The following is a 24505-nucleotide window of genomic DNA, read 5'->3' on the forward strand; positions in this document are numbered from 1 at the left end:
GCCCCATGGCGGGCGCGTTCCGCGCCCACCCGGTCGGACGCTTGCTCTGTGATCCAATGTGGTGACATGGCGTATGGTGCGTGATTTCACGCAAAATACACTTGCTAAAATACCTGCGCTCCGGCGGACAGCAAGCGCTGTTGAGGAAAGCCTGCGCGTGCCGCTCCCATGATACCAGGGGGCTGGAACGTCGCTGACACGTGGGTCAACCGACGTCCACCTTCCAGAAAGAGGCAGGTAATCGCACCGTTTGCAGAACCATGGCCGCTATCGAATGTGACGCCAGCGAAAGTGACAAGTGCGTAAGTCCCGTCAATGTCACTGAAGAATGATGGATCGCCCAAGGAGATAGAGGTCAGTTTATCAAATCGGCTCACAAGTGCTGTCTCGAATTGGTCAAGGCACGCTTGGCGCTGTGAGTTAAAGGGTTCGTTAAAAAATGCATCTGGCTGTTTGATTTCGAATGCACTGACAGCCACTGGTGACAATGACCAAAGCAAACTTGCCATGATTATGCGTTTCAACATGAGTTTTCCCATTTCATCAAAAAAAACGATATGACACGCAACCTATGCGCGACCACCGCCTTAATCTGGTGAAATAGATTCATTGAGGCGAGAATGAGAAATTTCAGAGCTTCGCTTTGATTTCACGCATCACCCCAACGAAAAAGGTGCGCACCGAAGCACGCACCCCAATCTCATGCCGACGCCATCAGCAGCGTTTTGCCGCGCCACTCCGGGTCGTCCACCGCCTGCGCCAGCACATAGGCCACGTCGCCCCGGGCGGCCTCGCCCTGCACGTCTACGGCATCCCCAAAGACGATGTCGCGCGACCCGTCCTCATCGGTCAGCGCCACGGGCCGCAGGATGGCAAAGTCCAGCCCTGACGCCTTGAGGTGTTCGTCCGCCTCGTGTTTGGCCATCAGGTAATGCCCCAGCTTGCTGTCGGGGTCCGGGTCGCCCGCGCCCACGGTGCTGAGCATGACAAACCGCGAAACGCCCGCGTCCTTGGCCAGATCGACCAGCCGCTTTGCGCCGTCTCGGTCAACCTTGTCGGTCATTTCCGGCCCGGTGCTGCTGCCCGACCCGGCGGCAAAGACCACCACGTCGCAGCCATCACAGACGCCCGGTTGCAGGTCGGTCAGATCGCCATGGCGCGTCTCGGTGCCATTGGGCAGATCCGAGGTGTCAGAGCTGTCGCGCACCAGCGCAATCGGGTGGTGGCCATTGGCCAAGAGGGTTTGGGTCAGGCGCAGGCCTGTTTTGCCGGTGGCTCCGGCTACTAGAATATTCATGATATGTCCTTTCAGATCGGAGGGGTCGGTTCAGGGACGGAAGATCGCCTTGATGTTCACGAACTCCCTCATCCCGAACCCGCCATGTTCGCGGCCGTAGCCTGAGTCCTTGACACCGCCGAACGGCATGTTCGGATCCGCCGCGCCAAAGCTGTTGATCCGCACCATGCCGGTGTCAAAGTGATCGCGGGCGAGTTTCATCGCGTGCTCTTCGTCCTGGCAGAAGATGCCGCCGCCCAAGCCGTAGCGGCTGTCATTGGCGATGCGCATCGCGTCCTCATCATCCTTGGCGCGGATGACGGCGGCCACGGGGCCGAAGATTTCGTCGTCATAGGCGGGCATCCCCGGCGAGACATCGGCGAGGACGGTCGCTGGGTAGTAATGCCCTGTGTCGTCTTTCGGATCGCCACCGCAGAGCAGCTTCGCGCCCTTGGTGACGCTTTTCGTCACTTGCTCTTTCACGGTATCGAACTGGTCCTTGCTGGAGAGCGGTCCAAGCTGCGTGTTCTCATCCATCGGATCGCCCATCTTGATCGCCTTCATCTGTTCGACAAAGGCATCGACGAAGGCGTCATAGACAGCGTCCGTCACGACAAAGCGCTTGGCCGAGACACAGGTCTCGCCGTTGTTGAAGAGCCGCCCCATGACGCTGGTCTTGACCGCCAATTCGACGTCGGCCTTCTCCAGCACAAGGTAGGCGTCGTTCGACCCCAGTTCGAGAACCGTCTTCTTGAGATGCTTGCTCGCCAGTGCGCCGATATGGCGACCCGCGCCATCGCTGCCGGTCATGGTCACACCGCGCACCAGCTTGTGGGCGATCAGATCGTCCGACGTGTCGTGGGCGATGATCACCACCTGGAACAGATCCTCGGGCAGACCCGCCTCGATACAGATCTCGCGCAGTTTCAGCCCGCTGCCCGTGCAGATTGACGCGTGTTTCAACACGACGCCATTGCCCGCCATCAGGTTCGCCGCCAGCACGCGCACCGGCTGGTAGAGCGGAAAATTCCACGGCTGGATGGAGTAGATCACGCCGATGGGCTGATAGGTGACAAGCCCTGTTTTTTCGCCCCCGGAATGGGTGCGGGTCTCGTCGGCCAGTTCGGCCGGCCCATGTTCGGCGGTGTATTCGAAGATCTGCGCACAGAGCTCCACCTCGGACTTGCTGTCCCGGTAAAGCTTGCCGACCTCGCGGGTCATCAGCTTGGCCAGGTCATCGGCATTGCTGCGCAGCGCCTTGGCGATCTTCGTCAGGTACGGCGCGCGCTCCTGATGTGTCTTGCTGCGCCAGTCGAGGAACGCGGCATGACAGGCCTCGACCTTGGCCACCGCGCTGTCCCTGTCCATCACCTCGTATGTGGCAATGGGGGTTTCGGTGGCTGGGTTGATGGTTTCCATCTTCGACATGCTGACCTCGATTGTGTTTATGGGTTTCGTTGGTCAGGCAACGCGCGATGTGCCGGATCGTTCCCTCGGACATGGCAATCATGCGGAGCGATCTTGACGCGGATCAGCCCGCGGCGTATCCCGTCGCTCCAGAGCGCGGGTATGGTGAAAAGGTATCACGCGAGCTTCCCAAGCTTACGTTGCGGGTTCGATTCCCGCTACCCGCTCCACTCCTTCCACACCTGTCCCGCTCCGCTTTAATGGATTGACCGCGTCCGGTTCTGTGCCATCCTGTCTGCATTTCCGATCAGATTTTTTGAAAGTGCAGATATGGCTGGCCCCGTTTTCCACCGCCCCCTTCGCCACGGTCCACCTTGGCTGTGCCGCCTGTGTCGGCGTCCGCTTGCGGAAGATGCTGAGGACATCTGTGACAACGTAAATTGCCGGACCCGCCACAAGATCGAGGTCACAGCCGCGATTGCCCGCAAACGAGATCAGAAAGAGGCCGAGTTGCGCGCGATTTCGCACCGCCGCACCCGCCGTGTTCTTCGGGACGCAGCAAGAAAGATCGGTGTGCCCCATCTGGGACGCATCGCACATGGCCTCGCGCCCTATATCGACCTGCCACAGGTGCCATTGCCCGACGCGCGCCGCGCCGCCTTCGAGGCGCATCTGCGTTCCATTGTCGAGTCCAGCTTTGCCAAAGCTGACGGCGTCTCAACCCACCCGGAACCACCCGAGAATGATCCGGGTTACGTCACCCGGTTGAAGCAGGAAAACGAGGAACCCGTCGTTCTGAATGCCGCCTGCATCGCGTGCCAGGGGGATTGTTGCCTCTTGGGTGGTGACCGGCACGCCTTCCTGACGGAGGGAACCATCACCTGTCAGCGCTGGAAAGACCCGGAGGTGACGCCGGAAGCGCTTGTGCAGGCATACCTGTCTCGCATTCCGGCGATTTCGACCACCGGCAGTTGCGTGTATCACGGACCGCAAGGCTGCACGTTGGACCGCCCGCTGCGCGCTGACATTTGCAACAGCTTCCAATGCCGGTTCAGACGCGAATTGGCAGAAGCCGTGGATCGGCGGCCCGGTACGGGCGCCTTGGTCGCCGGGCTGTCCCGGAACCATGTCACCGACCCTTCGGCAGGAGCGCCCTATCTCCGGGTTGTCTCGATATCACCCGAGAATGAGGTGACAATCCACGACGACCTCGAGCTGCCAGCGCTGCGCAAGGGCATGTCAGATGGTTAGGCGGCGATCCACGCGTCACACGATCGACAGCGCATCGCCAATGCCGACCAGCTCGATCAGGAACTGCCCGCTGCCGTCGATGCCCGACGCGACCTCGGACGTCTGGTCCGCTGCGGCAATCGCGGCTGCAACACTTTGGCCGGACCCGTCGTAAAGGGCCATGATACCTGAGGCAGCGGCCACATCGCTCAGACCAAGTTGCGTTGCGACGTAAAGCCCGATGTCGATCTTCCCGTCAAGATAGGCCCGGTCTGCCACCTGTTGGGCAAGGAACTCGGGCGTTGCGTCTTCGGGTGGGGCCGCGCGCGCGCCTTCCAGAACGCGCAATACGAAGTCGCCGCGCCCCACACCACCCGATTGCAAGGCATTGGCCCAGAAATTCACGCCTGCATCATCGCCGGCGCGGCCAAGTGTGTTCTGGTACACGGACGAGACGAATTCGAACAATTGCGCGTCGAGTGGGAAAACATCCAGTCCTTCTTCGGACATGGCGAATGCATCCGAAATCCGGTCCAGCGTTGTGCCGTTTGCCAAGGCATCTGCCCAGAAAAGCAATCCCAACGCATCGGGGGCGCGGTTGAAATAGCTGACATAGACTTCGGTCAGGCTGCGAAACTGGTCGCCTGTCAGGGTCACGCCATCGTCAAAGCGCGTCAGGTCAAAGCGGCCATCGCTGAAATCAAGAAACTCGACCCCGCGCAGGGTGTCGGTGCCGTCCACACCGCTGCGGTCCGTCAGGGTGATCTCATCGCCAATGGTCAACGTGTAGAGGTTCTGCGCGCCCTGCAGGATCGCGATGTCCAGCCCGTCGCCTCCCGAAAGCATGTCGTTGCCGCCCTCCCCGGTGAGGCTGTCGGGGCCGGCAGTGCCCATCAGATCATCGTCGCGCGCCGAACCGGGGACGACATTGCCAGCCATCGCGGTCAGATCGAACCCGGCCGCAGCAGCGGCCCGAACGACATATTCGGCAATTGCGGCATGGCCTGCGCCGGTCGGGTGGATGCCGTCGACACTGAAATAGCTTTGATCCGCGGGATCTGCGCCATCCGTGAAGATGTCACTGGTCACATTCGTGAACCCGTATTGCGCGGGATTGTCTTCGAGATCGTCGATGAAGTCTGCGATATCAATAAAAAGCGATGTCTGCCCGTCCACCGCGCCCACGCCGTCTGCGTAATCCTGAAGGGCGTCATTATACGTCTTCGTCAGGCTGTTCCAAAGACTGGCCAGCAACGACCCCGCTGGCGCCTCGGCCCCGAGGAACGCACCGCCGATGGTGGGTTGTCCGAGGAAGACAAAATTGCGTGCGCCCACGGCCGCCAGTGTGTCGACGGCGGTTTCGATATTGTCGATGATCGACTCGTCCAGATTCAGGATGTCGAAGATGTCCGAAATCGTGGCGTCCGCGAAGCTCAGGAAATCGTTGCCGCCGATCCAGATCACGAACACATCCTGATCGTCCGGGGCCGGGATGTCGCCCGAAGCCACCAAGGCTGCAAACCCTTCGGCCTGTTGAACCGCCCCCGGAAGCAACGGATCGTCGGTCGAAGACGATACCGCGCCGGAATGCGCAAAATTGATACCGTTCAGCGCTGAGCCGCTGAGGTAGCCCTGAAAGTTGGGTGCCTGGCTGATCGACATGGCCGCAGGCGCGATGGCCAGATCATTGCGGATATATTCGTGCCAGACCGGCCCGTTCGAGGCACGCCCCGCGAAAAACAGGTCAATCGGTTCGTCCTGCACCTGAACCGCGCGGGCCCCATCGTCAGAAAGGCTGTCGCCGAAGATGTAAAGCTGACCGGTTCGCATGTTTCAGTCCCCACCGTTTGCGTACGGAAAATTTTGGCGGCTTGCCGGAACAGGTGCTGCGATGCAGCGTGGCATGCTACAGGCTATTTGAGACGAGATTTTTCCGCCAGAGACAAAGCTCCCAAGAATAGTCAAAAGTCGCCGGGTCATCGAATGTCCATTGTCCGTGCAAGGGGTCCATGGCGGCGACAATATTGTCATCCGTTCCCCAGACACAAACGGCATGAACCGACGTTTTCCATGTCCGTTTCCGATACATGTAAATGACGTGGCTTGTCTTTAGACGCGGCAGCATCGACGCGTTGGAGGCGAGGTTGCTTCCGTGGAACCATTGCAAATTCAAACGGTTCGCAAGCCATTTGATAGATTTGTCTCCGCCCTTGAGCGCGCCATTCCACGCACTCATGCCGGCGGCTTTCGCCTCATCCATCAGTTCGACCAGGGTTACGTGATCCTGGCCTATTGTCTTTTCCGTATAGGCCTCGGCTGCAGCTGCCCAACATGTCGACTGATCCTGTACCAGCCGCGTCGGGCTTTCACGATAAAATGCGGGCATAGAAGTCGTCCTTTCGAAAATGACTTTCGATAGGGCGACGCCTGTCATGCCTCGAATTGATTTATAGAAACGTTTAGAGATGCTGGATTGTCCCGCGATGGCAGCTTTCGGTCAAGGGCGGCTGCACCCTTGGCTGAAAAAATTGACTGCGACCGCGCGGTGGATTGGGATTACGCTTTCGTCTTCGCTTCGGCGTCTTTCACTTTCTTGGCCAGATCCTGAGCAATGGCGAAGGCACCCTTGATCTTGTCGCTGTCCTTGGCCCAGTCGCGGCGGACGATGATCTTGTTGTCCTTGACCTTGGCAAGACCTTTCTGGTCCTGGATGAACTCCACCAGCCCCTGAGGCGACGCGAACTTGTTGTTGTGAAACTGGATCGTGACCCCCTTCGGCCCGCCGTCGAGTTTCGCGATCCCGGCCCGTTTGCACATCGCCTTGATCCGCACGATCAGAAGCAGCGTGTTCACCTCGCGCGGGAGCTTGCCGAAGCGGTCGATCAGCTCGGCGGCAAAGCCCTCCAGCTCCACCTTGCTGTGCAGCGACGACAGGCGACGGTAGAGACCCAGACGCACATCGAGATCCGGCACATACTCTTCCGGGATCAGCACCGGCACGCCAAGATTGATCTGCGGCGCCCATTGGTCGTCGGTCTCGGTCAGGCCTTCCATTTCGCCCGAGCGGATCTTGGCGATCGCCTCTTCCAGCATCTGCTGGTACAACTCGTAGCCCACATCGCGCATCTGGCCGGATTGTTCCTCGCCCAGAAGGTTGCCCGCACCCCGGATGTCGAGATCCTGCGATGCCAGAGTGAACCCCGCCCCCAGCGTGTCGAGCGACCCCAGAACCCGCAGGCGCTTTTCGGCGGCAGGGGTCAGTTTGGCGCGGGGTTTTGTCGTCAGATAGGCATAGGCGCGGGTCTTGGACCGGCCCACCCGGCCCCGGATCTGGTAGAGCTGGCTCAGCCCGAACATATCCGCGCGGTGGATGACCATCGTGTTCGCGGTCGGAATGTCGAGGCCCGATTCCACAATGGTGGTCGCCAGCAGAACGTCATACTTGCCGTCGTAAAACGCGTTCATGCGGGTGTCCAACTCGCCCGCCGCCATCTGACCATGGGCCACGACATAGGACACCTCGGGCACCTGCGTTTTCAGGAAGTCTTCGATCTCGGGCAGGTCACTGATGCGCGGCACGACGAAAAAGCTCTGGCCGCCGCGATAATGCTCGCGCAGCAGCCCTTCGCGGATCGTCACCGCGTCGAATTCGCTGACATAGGTGCGGATCGCCAGACGGTCGACCGGCGGTGTGCCGATGATCGACAGGTCACGCACGCCCGACAGCGACAATTGCAGCGTGCGCGGGATCGGCGTGGCGGTCAGCGTCAGCACGTGAATGTCCGAGCGCAACTGCTTCAGACGCTCCTTGTGCGCGACGCCGAAATGCTGCTCTTCGTCGATGATCAAGAGGCCGAGGTTCTTGAACTGGATGCCCTTGGCCAGAAGCGCATGTGTTCCGACCGCGATATCCACCGTGCCACGGGCAAGCCCGTCACGGGTTTCGTTGGCATCCTTGGCCGACACAAAGCGCGACAAGGGTCTGACTTCCAAAGGAAATCCCCTGAAGCGTTCGGCAAAACTCTTGTAGTGCTGGCGGGCCAGCAGCGTGGTCGGCGCGATCACCGCCACCTGAACGCCGGACATGGCGGCGACAAAGGCCGCGCGCATCGCGACCTCGGTCTTGCCGAAGCCCACATCGCCGCAGATCAGACGGTCCATCGGTTGGCCGGAATGCATATCCGCCATCACGTCTTCGATGGCGCGCAGCTGGTCGTCGGTTTCCTGATAGGGGAACCGGGCCGAGAACGCGTCCCACGCACCCGGCGGCGGGTCCATCACGGGGGCCTTGCGCAACGCACGCTCTGCCGCGACGCGGATCAGCCTGTCCGCCATTTCGCGGATGCGTTCTTTCAGGCGGGCCTTCTTGGCCTGCCACGCACCACCACCCAGCTTGTCCAGCAGGCCTTCCTCGTGACCGTAGCGGGACAACAGTTCGATGTTTTCGACCGGTAGATAAAGCTTTGAACTTTCGGCATATTCGAGCAGGAGGCATTCATGCGCGGCGCCTGCGGCCGTGATGACCTCCATCCCCAGATAGCGACCGATGCCGTGGTCTACGTGGACCACCAGATCGCCGGGAGACAGCGATTGGGTTTCGGTGAGGAAGTTCTCGGCCTTGCGGCGCTTCTTCGGGGACCGGATCAGGCGATCACCTAGAACGTCCTGCTCGGACACAACGGTGATCCGGGCCTCTTTGCCAGCCTCACTCCAAGGTGCTTCGAACCCCTGTTCCAACGGCCAGACCGCAAGGTGCAGACCGCGTTTGCCGACACGGGTCAGATCGTTGACATGAATCGTTTCGGCCAGCCCTTCGTCTTCGATCAGTCCGGACAGGCGTTCACGTGCGCCCTCGGAATAGGACGCTATAACAACAGGGCCATCCTGCATCTTCTTACGAACATGATCCGCCAAAGCGCTGAAAAGGCTGATGCTTTCCTGTTGACGCTCCGGTGCGAAATTGCGCCCGATGCGCCCGCCTGCATCCACCACGCCGGGGCCAGAGGCCTGCGCCAGCGGATGGAATTGCACAACCCGTCGGTCACCCAAAGCCGCGTTCCACGCGGCATCGTCAAGGTAAAGCTGTTCGGGCGACACCGGCTTGTAGACCGTGTCCATGCGCGACTTCTGCGCAAGCGCGGCTTTGCGGGTCTCGTACTGGTCCACAATCCCGTCCCACCGCGAGAGCCGTGCCGGCGTGATCTGATCGTCCTGTGTGACGGGAACACCGGGCAGGTAATCAAAGAGTGTTTCAAGACGCGCATGGAAAAACGGTAGCCAATGCTCCATCCCGGCCTGTTTGCGTCCCGCACTCACCGCCTCGTAGAGCGGATCGTCGGTCCCTGCCGCGCCAAATTCGATGCGATAGTTCTGGCGAAAGCGGGTGATCGCTGCTTCGTCCAGAATGACCTCCGACACCGGGGCCAGTTCCACCAGATCCAGCTTTTCTGTCGTGCGCTGCGTTGCCGGATCGAACCGGCGCGCCCCGTCCAGAACATCGCCAAACAGATCAAGCCGCACCGGCCCACCATCCCCTGGCGGGTAGATGTCAATTATGCCGCCTCGAATGGCATAATCGCCGGGTTCAAGAACGGTGGGTGCTTGGGAAAACCCCATCCGAACAAGGAAATTCCGCAGTGCCTCTTCGTTCACGCGATTGCCGACACGGGCGGTAAAGGCGGCCTCGCGCAGCACCTCGCGGGCGGGCAACCGCTGCGTGGCCGCACTCATGGTGGTGAGCAGCACATATTGCTGCGGCATCGCATGAGTGAGCGCCGCCAGAGTTGCCATGCGTGTGGCGGAAATGTCGGGGTTCGGCGACACCCGGTCATAGGGCAGACAATCCCAGCCAGGAAAGACAAAGACCGGCATTCCCGGCGCAAAAATCCGCAGCGCCTCGCGCATTTGCGCCAAACGACGGTCGTCGCGGGCGATGTGGCAGACCGCGCCGCCGTGTTTCTCGGCTTCGGCCAGAACCAGACGGGCGTCATAGCCTTCGGGCGCGCCGCCCATGGTGATGTGTTGGGATGTCTTCATAGCGCGCTCATGTGGCGCGGCACCGGCTCCGCGTCAACCGCCAAGAACGCCAACGCTGAGGTTCATGTACATGCCCCACATCGCGGTGACAAAGATCGACACCATGCCGATACCCTGAACGATCAGACGGTGGCGACCAAGGCGTTTGTAGACCGCGTCAAGGTCGTGATCCTTTTCGTGCAAGGCATGGGCTGTGTAGACGCTCAGAAGGCTGACCAGCGACATGGGGAACCCGAGAAGAAACAGGGCCTGTGCGATCTCGACCCAGTAGACCCAGCCCAACACGGCAAAGCCGGTCAGGAAGAAGGTGCCCGAGGCAATCACCCAAAGCCCGGCTTCGTCTGCGATGTAGAGCAGCCGGGTGGTGTTGATGCGCAGCAGATCAGTCAAATCTTCTGCCGCCTGCCCCCCCTTGCGCCGTGCGCGACTGACCATGTCGAAGGGCACGCCCAGCACCCAATGGCTGGCCGAAGACCACGCAACGGCCAACGCGATCCAGAACCAGAGGTTCGAAAACGACCGCATGTCGATCAGTTCAAAGACGGTAGAGTACCAATCCAAGGCGCGCGTCATCCCTTGTTCAAATGGCCTTAACGCGTGGCAGGCCTTGTTCCAGCGGTCATTCCATGCCACCCAAATACGGCAAAGACAAGGACTGCCCCGATGAAACCGATCACCCCCGCTTTTCCCGCCACACGTTTGCGCCGTCTGCGCCGCACCGAAGCCCTGCGTGCCATGGTGCGCGAAAACACCCTGACGCCCGATGATTTCATCTGGCCGGTCTTTGTGCGCGATGGTGAGGGGATCGAAGAACCCGTGCCCTCCATGCCGGGTGTCGTGCGCCGGTCGGTGGACAAAGTGGTCGAAGCGGCACGTGAGGCCTACAGCCTCGGGATTCCGGCAATCTGCCTGTTTCCCTACACCGACCCGTCTCTGAAGACCAAGGATTGCGCCGAGGCCTGGAACCCCGAGAACCTGTCCAACCGCGCCACTCGCGCGATCAAGGATGCCGTGCCGGACATCATGGTGATGACAGATGTTGCGCTCGACCCCTACAACATCACCGGCCATGACGGGTACATGGATGAGAGCGGCTATATCCTCAACGACGAAACCGTCGAGGCGCTGGTCAAGCAGACGCTGTCTCAGGCGCGCGCCGGGTCGGACATTATCGGCCCGTCCGACATGATGGACAGCCGCATCGCCGCGATGCGCGGGGCTTTGGAAAGCGAAGGGTTCAGGAACGTCGCCATCCTCAGCTATGCCGCGAAATATGCCAGTGCGTTCTATGGTCCCTTCCGCGATGCGGTGGGGGCGTCCGGGGCGTTCAAGGGCGACAAGAAGGGGTACCAGATGGACCCCGGCAATTCCGACGAGGCCATGCGCCTGATCGCGCGGGACCTGTCCGAAGGGGCCGATATGGTGATGATCAAGCCGGGCATGCCCTATCTCGACATTTGCCGCCGCACCAAGGACATGTTCGGCGTGCCGACCTTCGCCTATCAGGTGTCCGGAGAATACGCGATGCTGGCGGGCGCGGCCGAGCGTGGCTGGCTCGATCACGACCGGGTGATGCTGGAAAGCCTGATGGCCTTCAAACGCGCAGGCTGTGACGGGGTGCTGACCTATTTTGCCCCGGCTGCAGCGCGGTTGCTCAACGGATAGCGGTGCGCCGCTTATCGTGATCTATCCTTAGTGACAGCGCGCGTCTCTGCGGCTATACTGATGCGCAACCGGCGGCACAGCCGGATTTCAGAGGCATCGGCAAAGAAAGAGCAGAGACAATGACATCCCTGACACGACGCGAACTGGCCCTTGGGCTTGGCGGGACATTCCTTTTGGCCGGCTGTAACAACGGCGTGGGCGGCAATGGTGGCGCACGGATCGACGCGCGGGTAGATGCGACGATTGCAGAAATGTACCGCCGCTTCCCCGGAACGCAGAACCTTGCCGCCAATGCCAATGGTTTGCTGGTCATGCCATTGGTGACCGAGGCAGGTCTGGGTCTGGGAGGCGCCTTCGGGCGCGGAGCGTTGCGTGTGGGTGGGATCACGGTGGATTACTACTCGACCACCAAGGCCAGCGCGGGCCTGCAGATCGGCGCGCAGCAATACGCCCATGTGCTCTTCTTCATGACCGAAGACGCGCTGATGAACTTCCGCCGCTCGCCCGGTTGGGCCGCAGGTGCCAATATCGAATATGCGATCCCCGAAGGTGGTGAAACCATTGCCGCCGAGACCACCACATCGCTGGCACCGGTGATTGCGGTGATCTTCGGTCAGGCGGGTCTGCGGTTGGGCGCGACGCTGGAAGGCGTGAAATACACGAGGATCATTCCCTGATCCTACGCTTGGGGGCTCTGCCCCCAAACCCCCGAAGTATTTGTGAACCAGAGAAGATATGGGCCGGGTCCACCCCCTGCATTTGTGGCAGGGGGCTTCTCCGGTTACGGTCATCGGCGCTTCCGCCTGTACCGCTCATGCAAGATGCCGCGTTAAGGTTAACGCTTCGTTACTTCTCTGGTTGAGAAATACTTTCGGGGGTGAGGCGCGGCACGCGCCGAGGGGGCAGACAGCCCCCTACCCCGGTCAGCCAGCCATCGCCGCGGTCAGGGTTTTCAGTGCGGCCACGGGATCATCTGTCCGCCAGATTTCCTCTCCGATGCCAAAGAAATCCGTGATCGGTGACAGGGTGCGTATGATGTCGGCATCAAGTCCGCCCTCGGCGACCACCGGGATCTCGATCATTTCAGACCACCACTCGAACAGTTCTGCCTCTGCCCGCGATCCGTCACCCAATGTCGTCTCGCCCACCGGTCCGAAGCTGACATAATCGGCTCCGGCTTCTCCGGCGTTCATGCCATCATGGCGCAGGTGGCCACAGAACGCGCCGACAATGGCGTCAGCACCCAGTTCCTTGCGGGCCATGCGCACCGAGCGCGCACCGTCTGTCAGATGCACGCCGTCGAGGCCGAGGCGCTGGGCGAGAACCACATGGGTGTCGATCACCAAGGCCACGTCGAACCGGTGCGCCACCTCTCGCACGGCGTCGGCGGCGCGCAGGATCAGGTCTTCGTCGCGGGTGGCCAGAGAGAGGCGGATACAGGCGATCTCGGTCGCGTCCAGCACGCGGGCCAGATCGGTCGGGAAATGGCTGAGTTCGATCTCGGGTGGCGTGATCAGGTAGATCTGCGGCTGCTCTGCGTCGGACATCTTCGGCCCCTTTCTTGGTCATCGCCACCCTATACAGCGATTTCACGCCCTGCGCCAAGGGCTTGCACCGCTTGCCCTTTGAGCCTGCGCGCAATACTCAGGCGCGACCTGGGATTTTCGGAGACACCATCCATGCCAAGCGACACGCCGCAGCCCGCCTTTGTGCTGGTCCGCCCGCAGATGGGCGAGAATATCGGTGCCGCTGCGCGAGCCATGTTGAATTTCGGGCTGGATCGGATGCGTCTTGTGGCGCCGCGCGATGGTTGGCCGAACCAGAGCGCGGTTGCCATGGCCTCGGGCGCCGGGCGCGTTCTGGATGATGCGGTGCTCTTCGATCGCACCGTGGAGGCAGTGGCAGATTGTACGTATGTGTTTGCGACCACGGCGCGGCAGCGGGACCTCACGAAGCCCGTTCTGACACCGGAACGGGCGATGGAGGTTGCGCGCGAGAAGATCGCGGGCGGCGAAAAGGTGGCGGTGTTGTTCGGTCCCGAACGCGCCGGGCTGGAAAACGAGGATATCGCGCTGGCCAATGCCATCATCTCGGTTCCGGTGAACCCGGAGTTTCCGTCGCTGAACCTTGCGCAATGTGTGTTGCTCACCGGGTACGAATGGCGGCGGCAATCAGTTGAGACTGTGCCCGAGGTCATGGAAATGGCGGGCAGCGACTGGGCCAATGCCATCGAGATGGACAAGCTGGCCGAACATTACGAAGACACGCTGGACCAAGCGGGGTTCTTCTTTCCCGCAACCAAGGCGGACAGCATGAAGCTGAACCTGCGGAACATGTGGTCGCGGATGCCCATGACCCGTGCCGATGTGCAGACGCTGCACGGTGTGCTGCGGCAAATGGTGCGCTGGAAGGAGAAGGGCTAGGCCTGCGCCTTGAAGCGCCCCTGCCCCAAGCCTAGTGTCTCGGCCAAGAAGGAGACCCCGTGAATGAGCAGCAAACGCAGCATCTTTGAAGAAGTTGGTGCAGAGACACCGCGCAAGGAAACCCCAAAGGGTGGCATGATCGACGCGGGCAAGCGCGGCGCGCGTGGCGCGATCCGGGTGTGGCTGATGATCCTGTTCGCGCTGGTGATGGTGATGATCGCGGTGGGCGGGCTGACACGGCTCACTGACAGCGGCTTGTCGATCACCGAATGGCGTCCCCTGAGTGGGGCTTTGCCGCCAATGACGGCTGAGGATTGGCAGCGGGAGTTCGACCTCTATCGCGCTATCCCGGAATACCAGTTGCAGAACAAGGGCATGAGCCTTGCCGAGTTCCAGTTCATCTACTGGTGGGAATGGGGGCACCGGCAGTTGGGCCGGGTGATCGGCCTTGTCTGGGCATTGGGCTTTTTCGGCTTCCTGCTGGCGCGCAAGATCCCGACCGGTTGGACTGGGCGTCTGTTCTTCCTTGGCGTGCTGGGTGGCATTCAGGGTGCAATCGGCTGGTGGATGGTGTCGTCCGGTCTCACCGGCACCATGCTTGACGTGGCCTCATACCGGTTGGCGACGCATCTGGGGCTGGCCTTCGTGATCCTTGGCTTCATCGCGTGGTACACGTTCGAGCTGGGGCGCGAAGAACGCGATCTGATGCAGGCGCGGCGGTCACGCGAGGGCAAGCTTTATGGGCTGGGCACCGGGTTGCTGCACTTTACCTTCCTGCAAATCCTGCTGGGCGCGTTGGTGGCCGGCATTGATGCCGGGCGCACCTATAACGACTGGCCATTGATGGCCGGGGCGTTTCTGCCGCCCTTCCCCTTCGATATTGAGCCCATCTGGCGCAACTTCTTCGAGAACGCCGGGCTGGTGCAGTTCATGCACCGGATGGCGGGTTACCTGCTGCTGGCCTTCGGCATCGTGGTCTGGCTCAGGGCGCGCAAGTCGCCCAATGCGGACACGCGGTTTCGCTTCAACGCGGTCTTCGCGATGCTCTGGGTGCAGATGGCGCTGGGCATCGTGACGGTGCTTTACATGGCACCCTGGCAGATCGCGATTGCGCATCAGGTGGGGGCTGTGATCCTCTGGGTGCTGATCCTGCGGGCGCGGTTCGGGGCGCAGTATCCGGTTCAACAATCCATTCGAGGAGCGACGGCATGACCACCGCCTATGACGAGTTGATGGCCTTCACGCGCGAGACCGAGGCGCTGGGCCAGGTCGCCGGTCGTCTTGGCTGGGATCAGGAAACCACCATGCCACGCGGGGCTGCCGCGCAGCGGGCCGAGGAGATGGGGGCGCTGGAATCGGTGCTGCATGCGCGACGGATGGACCCGCGTGTGGGGGATTGGCTGGCCAAGGCCGAGGGCGGCGATGACGAGGCCAAGGCGCATCTGCGTCACATCCAGCGCGATTTCGACCGGGCGTCAAAAGTACCTGCCGATCTGGCGGCGGAGTTGGCGCGCACCACGTCGATGGCGCAGGGCATCTGGGCTGAGGCGCGGGCGAATGACGATTTCGCGGCCTTTGCGCCGACGCTGGAGCGTGTGCTGGATCTGCGGCGGCAGGAAGGTGCGGCTTTGGCTGAAGGCGGCGATCCTTATGACGCGCTGTTGCAGGATTACGAGCCAGGGGCGACGGCGGCGGATCTCGACGCGATGTTCGGTGCTTTGCGGCCGCGTCTGGTAGAGCTGCGCGACAAGGTGTTGGGCGCCCCTGCCCCGGCAGCACTAAGCGGCACGTTTGATGAAAGCGCGCAGATGAAGCTGTCGCGGCACATTGCCAAGACCTTTGGCTATGACATGAGCCGCGGGCGTGTGGACAAGGCGGTGCATCCGTTCAGCTCGGGTTCCGGCAATGACGTGCGGATCACGACGCGGACGAACCCGGAAGATCCGTTCAACTGCATCTATTCGACAATCCACGAGGTCGGTCACGCGGCCTATGAGCAGAACATCGACCAGGCCTACCTGCTGACGCCCTTGGGGCGCGGTGTGTCGATGGGTGTGCACGAAAGCCAGTCGCGGATCTATGAGAACCAACTGGGCCGCTCACGCGCCTTTACCGGCTGGCTGCATGGACAGATGGTCGAGGCGTTTGGCGATTTCGGCATCAATGATCCGGACGCGTTCTACGGCACGGTGAACCGCGTTCATAAAGGCTATATCCGGACCGAATCGGATGAGGTGCAGTACAATCTGCACGTGCTGTTGCGGTTCGATCTGGAACGGCAGTTGATTGCCGGAACGCTCGATGTTTCCGATCTGGAAGAGGCGTGGAACACGCGGTTCGAGGCCGATTTCGGCTATGCGGTGGACAAGCCGTCCAACGGTGTATTGCAGGATGTGCACTGGTCGGTGGGGCTGTTCGGCTATTTCGCCACCTATTCGCTGGGCAATGTCTATGCGGGTTGCCTGCACGAGGCGCTGCGCAAGGCGGTGCCGGATCTGGATGCGCAACTGGCGGCGGGTGACACCACAGCCGCGACGGGTTGGCTTAGAGACAATCTGCAACGGCATGGCGGGCTTTACGAGCCGCGCGAGGTGATTGAGCGGGCCTGCGGGTTCGCCCCTAATGAGGGGCCTTTGCTCGACTATCTCGAAGCGAAGTTCGGAGAGCTCTACGGGGTGTGACGCAGAAGTAAAGAGCGTCATCCTCGGGCATGACCCGAGGATAACGGTATCGGGAGGCCCAATGGTCAAGCTCGAGGATGACGGTGGCGAAAGGCCCTGGAGGCAAACCCGAAGACGACGATCTTAGTGCACCGTGAATTCCCCGACGATCTGCCGCCACTCTCCCGAGGACAGAAGCTTGCGGTGGGTGTATTGCACCGAATGCAGCGGGCCTTCGATCGTGTCCTGCCAGAACTCGATGAACTCGAACAGTTTGGGATGGTCCGGGGCCAAATCGTATTCCTGCCAGACGAACGTGTTCAGCACGTTCTTGTAATCGGGCATCCGGTAGAACAATTGCGCCGTGGTCAGCCCGTAGCCCCGCAGCATCAACTCGGTTTCACTCATTTCGGTCATGCAAACCTCATCGTTTCTTGTTGTACGAATAAGTTTGCCACGGATTCGTTAACTTTCAACAAAAACAGTATGTTATCCATTTCGAGGCGTGAGTGCCAAGGCGGGGATGCCACTAATTTGGTCAAGTGCATTGCAGCCTACATCCTGTCTCTGATATACATTAGGCCAACAAAATATAGACATAAAGACAGCAGGCTATCCACGTGAGCGACACGCCAGAAACTCCTGAAAACACAGAAGATATGCCGCCAGAGCGCCCGAAATACGCGGGTCCTCAGGTGTCGATCACCGACGAGATGAAGACCTCGTATCTCGATTACGCGATGAGCGTGATCGTGAGCCGGGCGATCCCCGATCTGCGCGACGGCCTGAAACCGGTGCACCGGCGCATCCTCTATGCGATGCACGAAAGCAACAACGGGCATGACAAGCCATATCGCAAATCGGCGCGTCCTGTAGGCGACGTGATGGGGAAATACCACCCGCACGGCGATTCAGCGATCTATGACGCGCTGGTGCGGATGGCACAGGATTTCTCGATGTCGCTGCCGCTTTTGGATGGTCAGGGCAACTTTGGCTCGATGGACGGCGATAACGCGGCGGCCATGCGCTATACCGAAGTGCGGATGGACAAGCCTGCCGCCTATCTGCTGGCGGATATCGACAAGGAAACGGTCGATTTTCAGGACAACTACGATGGCAAGGACCGCGAACCGACGGTTCTGCCAGCGCGGTTCCCGAACATGCTGGTCAACGGTGCGGGCGGTATTGCCGTTGGTATGGCGACGAACATCCCACCGCACAATCTGGGCGAAGTGGTTGATGCCACTCTGGCGCTGATTGAAGAGCCGGATCTGAGTTCCGAACAGTTGATCGAATACGTCCCCGGCCCCGACTTTCCGACGGGCGGCATCATGCTGGGTCGGTCTGGTGCGCGTAAAGCCTATCTTGAAGGGCGCGGGTCTGTGATCATCCGCGCGAAAACGCGCGTCGAGGAGATCCGCAAGGACCGTTGGGCCATTGTCATCGACGAAATTCCCTATCAGGTGAACAAGGCCACAATGATCGAACGCATCGCCGAGGCGGCGCGGGAAAAGCGGATCGAGGGCATTGCCCATGTTCAGGACGAATCCGACCGCAATGGCGTGCGGGTTGTGGTCGAGTTGAAGCGGGATGCCACCGCCGAGGTGGTGCTGAACCAGCTGTTCCGCTTTACGCCGATGCAAACCTCGTTCGGCTGCAACATGCTGGCGCTGAATGGCGGCCGTCCCGAGCAACTCACCCTGCGCAAGTTCCTGACATCGTTCATCGACTTCCGCGAAGACGTGGTGGCGCGACGGACCGCGCATCTCCTGCGCAAGGCGCGGGAGCGCAGCCATATCCTGTGCGGTCTGGCCGTGGCCGTCACCAATATCGACGAGATCGTCGCGACCATCCGGTCATCTGCAGATGCGGCAGAGGCACGGGATCGGTTGATGACGCGGCGCTGGCCCGCACGGGACATCCTGCCCTATATCAAACTGATTGATGATCCGACCCACACCGCGAACGAAGACGGGACCTATAACCTGTCCGAGGTTCAGGCGCGGGCCATTCTCGAACTGCGTCTGCAACGCCTGACCCAGATCGGGGTCAAGGAAGTCACAGACGAGTTGGAAGAACTCGCAGGCAAGATCCGCGAATATCTTGAAATCCTCGGCTCGCGCGACCGGATCATGGGCATTATCGCGGACGAGCTGCGCGAGGTGCGCGAGCTGTTCGCTGTGCCGCGCCGGACCGAGATTGTCGACTGGTCGGGCGACATGGAAGACGAAGACCTGATCGAGCGCGAGGACATGGTGGTCACAGTGACCCAGTCCGGCTGGATCAAGCGTACACCGCTGACCGAATTCCGGGCGCAAAAGCGCGGCGGCAAGGGTCTGTCGGGGATGTCGACCAAGGATGACGACGTGGTGACCACGCTCTTCGTCGCCAACACTCATACGCAGCTTTTGTTCTTCACCACCGATGGCATGGTCTACAAGCTCAAGACCTGGCGTCTGCCACAAGGCGGTCGCACGGCGAAGGGCAAGGCGATTGTGAATATCCTGCCGATCCCGACAGGGGTTTCCATTGCCGCCATCATGCCGGTGGACCGGGACGAGGAAGACTGGGATGATCTTCAGATCATCTTCGCCACCACCGCAGGGGACGTGCGCCGCAACGCGCTTTCCGATTTCACCAATGTGATGCGCAACGGGAAGATCGCGATGAAACTGCCCGAGGGCGTGGAACTGGTGAATGCGCGGATCGCATCGGAAGAGGACGACGTGATGCTGGTCACCGACGCCGGTCGCGCGATCCGCTTCCCAACCACGGCGGTGCGGATCTTCAAAGGCCGGGATTCGACCGGTGTCCGGGGTATCCGTCTGAACAACGGCGACCGTGTGGTCAGCATGGCCGTGATCCGGCACTTCGAGGCAGATCCCGCGGAACGGGCAGCCTACCTCAAGATGCGCCGCGCGGTGGCGGGTCTGGCAGATGATGCCGAGATCGATGATGACGAGGATGCAGCAGCACCCGGCTCCATCACTCAGGAACGCTATGCCGAGATGTCGGCGGCGGAGAACCTGATCCTGACCATCACGGCCAAAGGTGCGGGCAAGCTGTCGTCGTCGCATGATTACCCTGTGCGCGGACGTGGTGGCCAAGGGGTTCAGGCCATCGACAAGGGCATGCGTGGCGGAGCCATCGTGGCCTGTTTCCCGGTGGAGATGGACGATCAGATCATGCTTGCAACCTCCAAAGGCCAGTCGATCCGGGTACCGGTTGACGGCATCTCGTTCCGGTCGCGCAGCGCAGGTGGCGTGCGGGTGTTCAACACCGGGGCCGATGAAGAGGTCGTTTCGGTCGCCTGGATCGCCGATCAGGGTGATGAAGACGAGTCCGGTGCTGAAACGTGATCCCATCAAGGGTGAAGATCGCGCCTTAGCTATCTGATAATATTTGAAATCTAAACGGCGCGGGGTGACCTGCGCCGTTTTGCTTTGGTGTTACGCGACTCGGATAGACAGCAGGCAGACATCAGTTGGACAGGTGACTGCGGTCGGAGTTTCACACTCAATTCACGGGTGGAACGGACCAAGGTCAGGTATTCCAGACCTGCGCTGACTTAACGTCATTTGTATAAAGAGAGTGTAAGGATAGTTCTTCGCAGCCTGATAAGCCGACATATTATTTCAAGGTGACGGCTTATTCGATCCTGGATCGAATGCAGGGTGTGATGGGGGTAACGAGGATCAATGTCTGTTTCGAAAATCCCTTTTCAAACTTGTGTCGGTGGCAGCCCTCATCTGTTGCCGGTGCGCATTTAAACATTATCGCCCGACTGTCCGTCATGGGCGGCGGTCGGGCTTATTACTTGGAGCCCATTGATGTCAGACCTGCTGGATGCGATGCGCAGCTATCCGGATGTGCTCCAGCTTTGCGGGGTGCTTGGCTCGATCCTGTATGTCGGCGGGTTTGCCTTGGTTCAAACCGGACGGATCTGCGGCAATGGGCCGTATTATTCCTGCAATCAGCTCACAGCAGCCACTTTGGTCCTGATCAGCCTCGTGGGCGCCTTCAATCTGGGGGCGTTCTTTATACAGGTGGGGTTTCTGATCTTTGGGTCGATTGGCCTAGTGCGCAAACTGAGAATGCGCCGGCAGGGACTGTATCCTTATGGAACCGGCGTCATTCGTCACGCGTCGGGTGGGCCGATCGCACCTGCGACTCAAGGTGACTGGCCAAAGATTTCCGATTTGGAAACGCGTCCACCCGGACAGGCAGGTGATAGATCAGTTCCACTCGGCCATGTCGGCTTTCAGCCAGCACCTTGATCAAGTGGTGCGCAAAGCCCATGTCTCCCCACCAACCATAGAAGCGCGGATCAGCCCCGTCCGGTGCGTGATAAACAACTGTGACAGGCTGGATGTGCATGTCATGGACAATCCGGTCGGAAAAGAACGGCGCAAAAAGCGTGGGCTTGAAAGGCAAGACCCGCAGCGTGTCGGTTGATGTGCCTTCCGGGAAGAACAACAGTCGATGACCGTGCTGCAACCGCTCTTCGAAAACGGCGATCTGGTTTTTCACATCGCGGGGATCGCGTTCAATGAAGACGGTGCCCGTCGCACGGGCCAGCCAGCCGATGCCGGGCCAGGATGCCACCTCGGATTTGGAGACGAAATAGACGTTTTTGCGCGCATTGAGTGCGAAAATATCAAGCCAGGACCCGTGATTGGCCACCACAGCGCCGGGCACTTTCATCCTTGGACCACGCACCACCAGAGGAAGACCCATGATGACAAAGGCGGACCGGCACACAGCCTGCGTGATATAGGGGGTGATCGGACGGTCGACGCCGAAAATCGGCCGTTCGATCAGGCGCAACAAGAGCATGAGGCCCAACCCTCCGAACACCACAAGGGCCAGAACGACGCCACGCAGAACGACGCGCAGCCATCCTGCGGCAGAGATCCGTGTCTCGGCGATCGGGTCGTCGCTGTCCCAGGTGGGACTCATGACGCCCGCCGGGTGACACGGTGGAGCGCGCCAGCGGTCATCTTTGCGGTGTCGAGGATGAGGCAGACATCGGTGGTGTTGAAGGCGTGATCGACATAGACCCCCTGCCCGATTGTTCCACCAAGTTTGAGGTAGGATTTGATCAGCGCGGGCGTGTCGCGCATCGCAACCTTCCGGTCGATCTTGTCAGCGGGCAACAGGGGCGTTTCGGTCTGCATGATCGACGTGACCCTCAGCGCTTCGGGCGCGAGATAGGCTTCATGCAGATGTGAAATCGGATGCAGAAGCGCGTTCAGATCGGTGCCATGAAAGCTGGCTGTCCCGAAAAGAATGTCGATGCTGTGCTCCGCAACATAGTCGGCTAATCCCTGCCACAGCGCCATGAGCGCCGGGCCCCCGCGATGATCGGGATGCAGGCAGGAGCGCCCCAGCTCCAAGAGCCGGAGTTCACTGTTCAACAATGGGGCGAGATCGAATTCGGACGCGGAATAGAACCTGCCCGCGGCCTTGGCGTGGCGCGCGGTCATCAGCCGGTAGACGCCGACGATGCCCATTGTTTCGCCGTCGCTGTGGTGAAGATCGCGCAGCAGCAGATGGTCGGCATGGGGATCGAACGCATCGGTCTCGATCCGTCGGGTGTGATCGACCCCGTCCCCGTCGCCACCAAGTTCGGTCACGAAAACATCGTACCGCAGCCGCTGTGCGGCTTGGATCTCGTCCGCAGACCGGGCAAGCGAGACCTGAAGCTGGGGGGAATTCTGGAGCATTTGGACCGCCGCACTGGTTCGCGGACACCATAAAGTGCGCCTTGCTGACGCGCAACGGCGTCGGGCTGGCCCAAAAAAGCGCAATTCGCCCGGCCATTAAGATTTTGTCAACTCTTGGTTGTGATGTTAGTGGTCGAACACAGGAACCAGTGATATGCGTGACCCGTCAATGACCACTTTTCCGACTTCGCGAAAGTTGACCGTGATCCGGTCGCCGATATTGGACTGCACCTGCCCGATCCCCCAATCCGGCTCATCGGGGTGGCGAACCAGCGATCCGGGTTCCAACAATCCATTCAGGTCAGACATGCGCGGGCTCCTTGCTGCGTTGAGGAGGATATAGTGCATCAGGACGGGGCTTCACTGGCGGCATTGATCGGGTCGCGCATTTGCCATGACCTGATCAGCCCTATTGGCGCCATTTCCAACGGATTGGAACTGGTGGGCATGACATCCGGCGCGCGGGATGGGCCGGAAATGTCGCTCATCCAGCAAAGCTGCGATCACGCGGCAGCACGCATCCGCTTTTTTCGCATCGCCTTTGGCACGGCTTCGGACACCCGCCCAATCGCATGCGCCGAGGCACGCAAGACGCTGGCGGATCATTATGCTGGCACACGCATTTCCGCAGAATGGCACATTGATCGCGATCTGGGTCGGAACGACACGCAATTGGCCTACCTGTCGGCCCTGTGTCTTGAAACGGCCTTGCCGCAAGGTGGTCTCATCGGCATTTCGCTTTCGGAAAACACCCTGACCGCAACGGCACGGGCTGAAACGCTACGCAAAACATGGCCGATCTGGTCAGTCCTGAACGGCGCGGCATGTCTGGATCTGCCAGATGTGGGGCCTCCCGATGTCCAGTTCCTGCTGCTGGCCCGGATCTGTTGCGAGGCGGCCGTCGAAACAGAACTCGAGGCGCTGGATGACCGGGTCGAGCTAAGGTTGGTGCTTCCCGGTCTGAATGGATAACCGTTTCGTCAAAACCGCGACCGCTGTGCGAACCTGATCAGAAATCGGCCCATGTCGGGGTGGATCAAGCAGAGTATCCAGAAGGTCGTCTGTTGGTTGTGCCTTGCGCGACCAGTGCAGGCTGCGCAGAATTGCCGACGCTGCCTCGGGCAACCTCTCCGGTATGTCATGGCCTGCCAACGTGGCCCAAACACATGTCCAGGCGCGGCCGACACTCCACGGATTGTAGCCGCCGCCCCCCGCCACGATGAGGCGCGGTGCCATCGCGTGCAGGGCGTCCACGGCCATTACATGACACCTGTTCGACAGGGCAAGGCGCGACAGAGGATCCTCGGTCACCGCATCCGCACCGCATTGCAGGTAAATCGCGTCGGGCTTCTGCGCGGCCACCGCGGGCAGGATTACATCGTTCAGGATCAAATCGAACTCGGTGTCATTGAACCCGCGCGGCACCGGGATGTTGATCGCGGCACCCCCTGCATCATCCTCAAGCGCTCCGGTAAAGGGCCAGCGTTTTTCTTCGTGAATCGAGATCATCCGCACCTGTTCGGACCCATGGAAGGCCACCGCCACGCCATCGCAATGATGTGCGTCGATATCGACATAGGCAACGCGGCTCAGGCCCATACCCAGCAGGTGCCGGATGGTCAGCACCGGTTCATTGACATAACAGAAGCCATTGGCGCGGTCCGGAAGCCCGTGATGTGTGCCGCCGCCGGGGTTGTAGGCGACGCCACCGTTGCGGACATGCTCTGCGGCAAGAAGCCCGCCACCCGCAGCCGTTGCCGGGCGGCGGTACACCTCGGGAAAGACTGGGTTCGACAACGTGCCCAGATCGAAATCCGGGTCTGGCTGCTGGGTGGCCTCAGCCTTCTGCAGGGCAGCAATATAGTCCGGGGTGTGGAACCCGGTCAGGGCCGAGGGTTTGGCGCAGGGGCTGGTGCGGTACTGCGCATCAGGCAGCCAGCCCAAGGCGCGGGAAAGTTCAATAACCGTCGGGACACGCGGAATCGACAGCGGATGGTGTGCGCCATAGCTTGACCCGCGATAGATCCGTGCGCCGATGAAGATGGGCGTGTGCGTCATCGTTTCGAACCTAGGACGGAGCTC

Annotated in this window: 21 protein-coding genes, 1 tRNA gene and 1 pseudogene; 10 read left to right on the forward strand and 13 right to left on the reverse strand. The window is 60.8% G+C overall.

From position 1 onward, the window contains the following. Window positions 1–104 precede the first annotated feature (104 nt). The 3 genes from ACMVPR_RS05925 to ACMVPR_RS05935 form a co-directional block, all read right to left on the reverse strand. Window positions 105–527 (reverse strand): hypothetical protein, encoded by a 423-nt coding sequence (locus ACMVPR_RS05925; protein WP_416882097.1) that lies wholly within the window; start codon window positions 525–527, stop codon window positions 105–107. A gap of 173 nt (window positions 528–700) precedes the next feature. Further along, window positions 701–1297, reverse strand: coding sequence for an SDR family oxidoreductase (locus ACMVPR_RS05930; protein ID WP_416882098.1), 597 nt, complete (start codon window positions 1295–1297; stop codon window positions 701–703). 30 nt (window positions 1298–1327) lie between these two features. After that, entirely contained in the window at window positions 1328–2704 is a 1377-nt protein-coding gene (locus ACMVPR_RS05935) for an NAD-dependent succinate-semialdehyde dehydrogenase (protein WP_416882099.1), read from the reverse strand. 135 nt (window positions 2705–2839) lie between these two features. Between ACMVPR_RS05935 and ACMVPR_RS05940 the strand changes: the two genes are divergently transcribed. Both ACMVPR_RS05940 and ACMVPR_RS05945 read left to right on the forward strand, forming a co-directional pair. Next, window positions 2840–2913: transfer RNA gene (locus ACMVPR_RS05940), tRNA-Gly, on the forward strand. A 100-nt stretch (window positions 2914–3013) separates the two neighbouring features. Further along, window positions 3014–3934, forward strand: coding sequence for a hypothetical protein (locus ACMVPR_RS05945; protein WP_416882100.1), 921 nt, complete (start codon window positions 3014–3016; stop codon window positions 3932–3934). A 15-nt stretch (window positions 3935–3949) separates the two neighbouring features. Here ACMVPR_RS05945 and ACMVPR_RS05950 read toward each other — a convergent pair whose 3' ends face one another. The 4 genes from ACMVPR_RS05950 to ACMVPR_RS05965 form a co-directional block, all read right to left on the reverse strand. Beyond that, window positions 3950–5743, reverse strand: coding sequence for an SGNH/GDSL hydrolase family protein (locus tag ACMVPR_RS05950; protein ID WP_416882101.1), 1794 nt, complete (start codon window positions 5741–5743; stop codon window positions 3950–3952). 76 nt (window positions 5744–5819) lie between these two features. Beyond that, complete coding sequence (locus ACMVPR_RS05955) at window positions 5820–6299, reverse strand: hypothetical protein (RefSeq protein ID WP_416882102.1); 480 nt, start codon at window positions 6297–6299, stop codon at window positions 5820–5822. 170 nt (window positions 6300–6469) lie between these two features. Then, on the reverse strand, window positions 6470–9949 hold the full coding sequence (gene mfd, locus ACMVPR_RS05960) for a transcription-repair coupling factor (RefSeq protein WP_416882103.1): 3480 nt from the start codon (window positions 9947–9949) through the stop codon (window positions 6470–6472). A 33-nt stretch (window positions 9950–9982) separates the two neighbouring features. Beyond that, window positions 9983–10510, reverse strand: a complete 528-nt coding sequence (locus ACMVPR_RS05965; RefSeq protein ID WP_416882104.1) for a component of SufBCD complex — start codon at window positions 10508–10510, stop codon at window positions 9983–9985. Window positions 10511–10612: 102 nt separating this feature from the next. On the opposite strand from ACMVPR_RS05965, the gene hemB reads away from it, so the two are divergent. Together hemB and ACMVPR_RS05975 are read left to right on the forward strand one after the other, a co-directional pair. Further along, entirely contained in the window at window positions 10613–11614 is a 1002-nt protein-coding gene (gene hemB, locus ACMVPR_RS05970) for a porphobilinogen synthase (protein WP_292268087.1), read from the forward strand. Between the two features lie 119 nt (window positions 11615–11733). Further along, the gene (locus ACMVPR_RS05975) at window positions 11734–12291 is read left to right on the forward strand and encodes a YSC84-related protein (protein ID WP_292268088.1); all 558 of its coding nucleotides are present in this window, start codon (window positions 11734–11736) and stop codon (window positions 12289–12291) included. 246 nt (window positions 12292–12537) lie between these two features. Here ACMVPR_RS05975 and ACMVPR_RS05980 read toward each other — a convergent pair whose 3' ends face one another. Then, on the reverse strand, window positions 12538–13161 hold the full coding sequence (locus tag ACMVPR_RS05980) for a thiamine phosphate synthase (RefSeq protein ID WP_416882105.1): 624 nt from the start codon (window positions 13159–13161) through the stop codon (window positions 12538–12540). A gap of 132 nt (window positions 13162–13293) precedes the next feature. On the opposite strand from ACMVPR_RS05980, the gene ACMVPR_RS05985 reads away from it, so the two are divergent. The 3 genes from ACMVPR_RS05985 to ACMVPR_RS05995 all read left to right on the forward strand — a co-directional run bounded on the left by ACMVPR_RS05985 (window position 13294) and on the right by ACMVPR_RS05995 (window position 16718). Next, on the forward strand, window positions 13294–14037 hold the full coding sequence (locus ACMVPR_RS05985) for an RNA methyltransferase (protein ID WP_416882106.1): 744 nt from the start codon (window positions 13294–13296) through the stop codon (window positions 14035–14037). 63 nt (window positions 14038–14100) lie between these two features. After that, entirely contained in the window at window positions 14101–15249 is a 1149-nt protein-coding gene (ctaA, locus tag ACMVPR_RS05990; protein ID WP_416882107.1) for a heme A synthase, read from the forward strand. After that, window positions 15246–16718 (forward strand): carboxypeptidase M32, encoded by a 1473-nt coding sequence (locus tag ACMVPR_RS05995; protein ID WP_416882108.1) that lies wholly within the window; start codon window positions 15246–15248, stop codon window positions 16716–16718. The genes ctaA and ACMVPR_RS05995 overlap by 4 nt, the downstream gene beginning before the upstream one ends. A 123-nt stretch (window positions 16719–16841) precedes the next feature. Here the strand turns inward: ACMVPR_RS05995 and ACMVPR_RS06000 are convergent, their stop codons facing one another. Next, window positions 16842–17114 (reverse strand): usg protein, encoded by a 273-nt coding sequence (locus ACMVPR_RS06000; RefSeq protein ID WP_416882109.1) that lies wholly within the window; start codon window positions 17112–17114, stop codon window positions 16842–16844. Window positions 17115–17356: 242 nt separating this feature from the next. Here ACMVPR_RS06000 and gyrA point away from each other — a divergent pair, with 242 nt between their 5' ends. Both gyrA and ACMVPR_RS06010 read left to right on the forward strand, forming a co-directional pair. After that, a complete protein-coding gene (gyrA, locus tag ACMVPR_RS06005; RefSeq protein ID WP_416884626.1) occupies window positions 17357–20056 on the forward strand; it encodes a DNA gyrase subunit A in 2700 nt (899 codons plus the stop codon). A gap of 492 nt (window positions 20057–20548) precedes the next feature. Further along, window positions 20549–20770, forward strand: a pseudogene (locus ACMVPR_RS06010) (CBU_0592 family membrane protein); the annotation flags it as partial. Between the two features lie 58 nt (window positions 20771–20828). Here the strand turns inward: ACMVPR_RS06010 and ACMVPR_RS06015 are convergent. The 3 genes from ACMVPR_RS06015 to ACMVPR_RS06025 form a co-directional block, all read right to left on the reverse strand. After that, window positions 20829–21656 carry a lysophospholipid acyltransferase family protein gene (locus ACMVPR_RS06015; protein WP_416882110.1) on the reverse strand — a complete coding sequence of 276 codons (828 nt, stop codon included), beginning with the start codon at window positions 21654–21656 and terminating at the stop codon, window positions 20829–20831. Next, window positions 21653–22423 (reverse strand): GNAT family N-acetyltransferase, encoded by a 771-nt coding sequence (locus tag ACMVPR_RS06020; RefSeq protein WP_416882111.1) that lies wholly within the window; start codon window positions 22421–22423, stop codon window positions 21653–21655. The genes ACMVPR_RS06015 and ACMVPR_RS06020 overlap by 4 nt, the downstream gene beginning before the upstream one ends. 126 nt (window positions 22424–22549) lie before the next feature. Continuing rightward, window positions 22550–22732, reverse strand: a complete 183-nt coding sequence (locus ACMVPR_RS06025; protein ID WP_292268101.1) for a DUF3553 domain-containing protein — start codon at window positions 22730–22732, stop codon at window positions 22550–22552. Window positions 22733–22765: 33 nt separating this feature from the next. On the opposite strand from ACMVPR_RS06025, the gene ACMVPR_RS06030 reads away from it, so the two are divergent. Beyond that, window positions 22766–23395, forward strand: a complete 630-nt coding sequence (locus ACMVPR_RS06030) for a histidine phosphotransferase family protein (protein ID WP_416882112.1) — start codon at window positions 22766–22768, stop codon at window positions 23393–23395. Here the strand turns inward: ACMVPR_RS06030 and ACMVPR_RS06035 are convergent. After that, window positions 23363–24481 (reverse strand): acetoin utilization protein AcuC, encoded by a 1119-nt coding sequence (locus ACMVPR_RS06035; protein WP_416882113.1) that lies wholly within the window; start codon window positions 24479–24481, stop codon window positions 23363–23365. The two genes, ACMVPR_RS06030 and ACMVPR_RS06035, sit on opposite strands and share 33 nt — an antisense overlap. Window positions 24482–24505 lie beyond the last annotated feature (24 nt).

It is taken from the genome of Marivita sp., from assembly GCF_048006345.1.
In the GTDB taxonomy this organism is placed as follows: domain Bacteria; phylum Pseudomonadota; class Alphaproteobacteria; order Rhodobacterales; family Rhodobacteraceae; genus Marivita.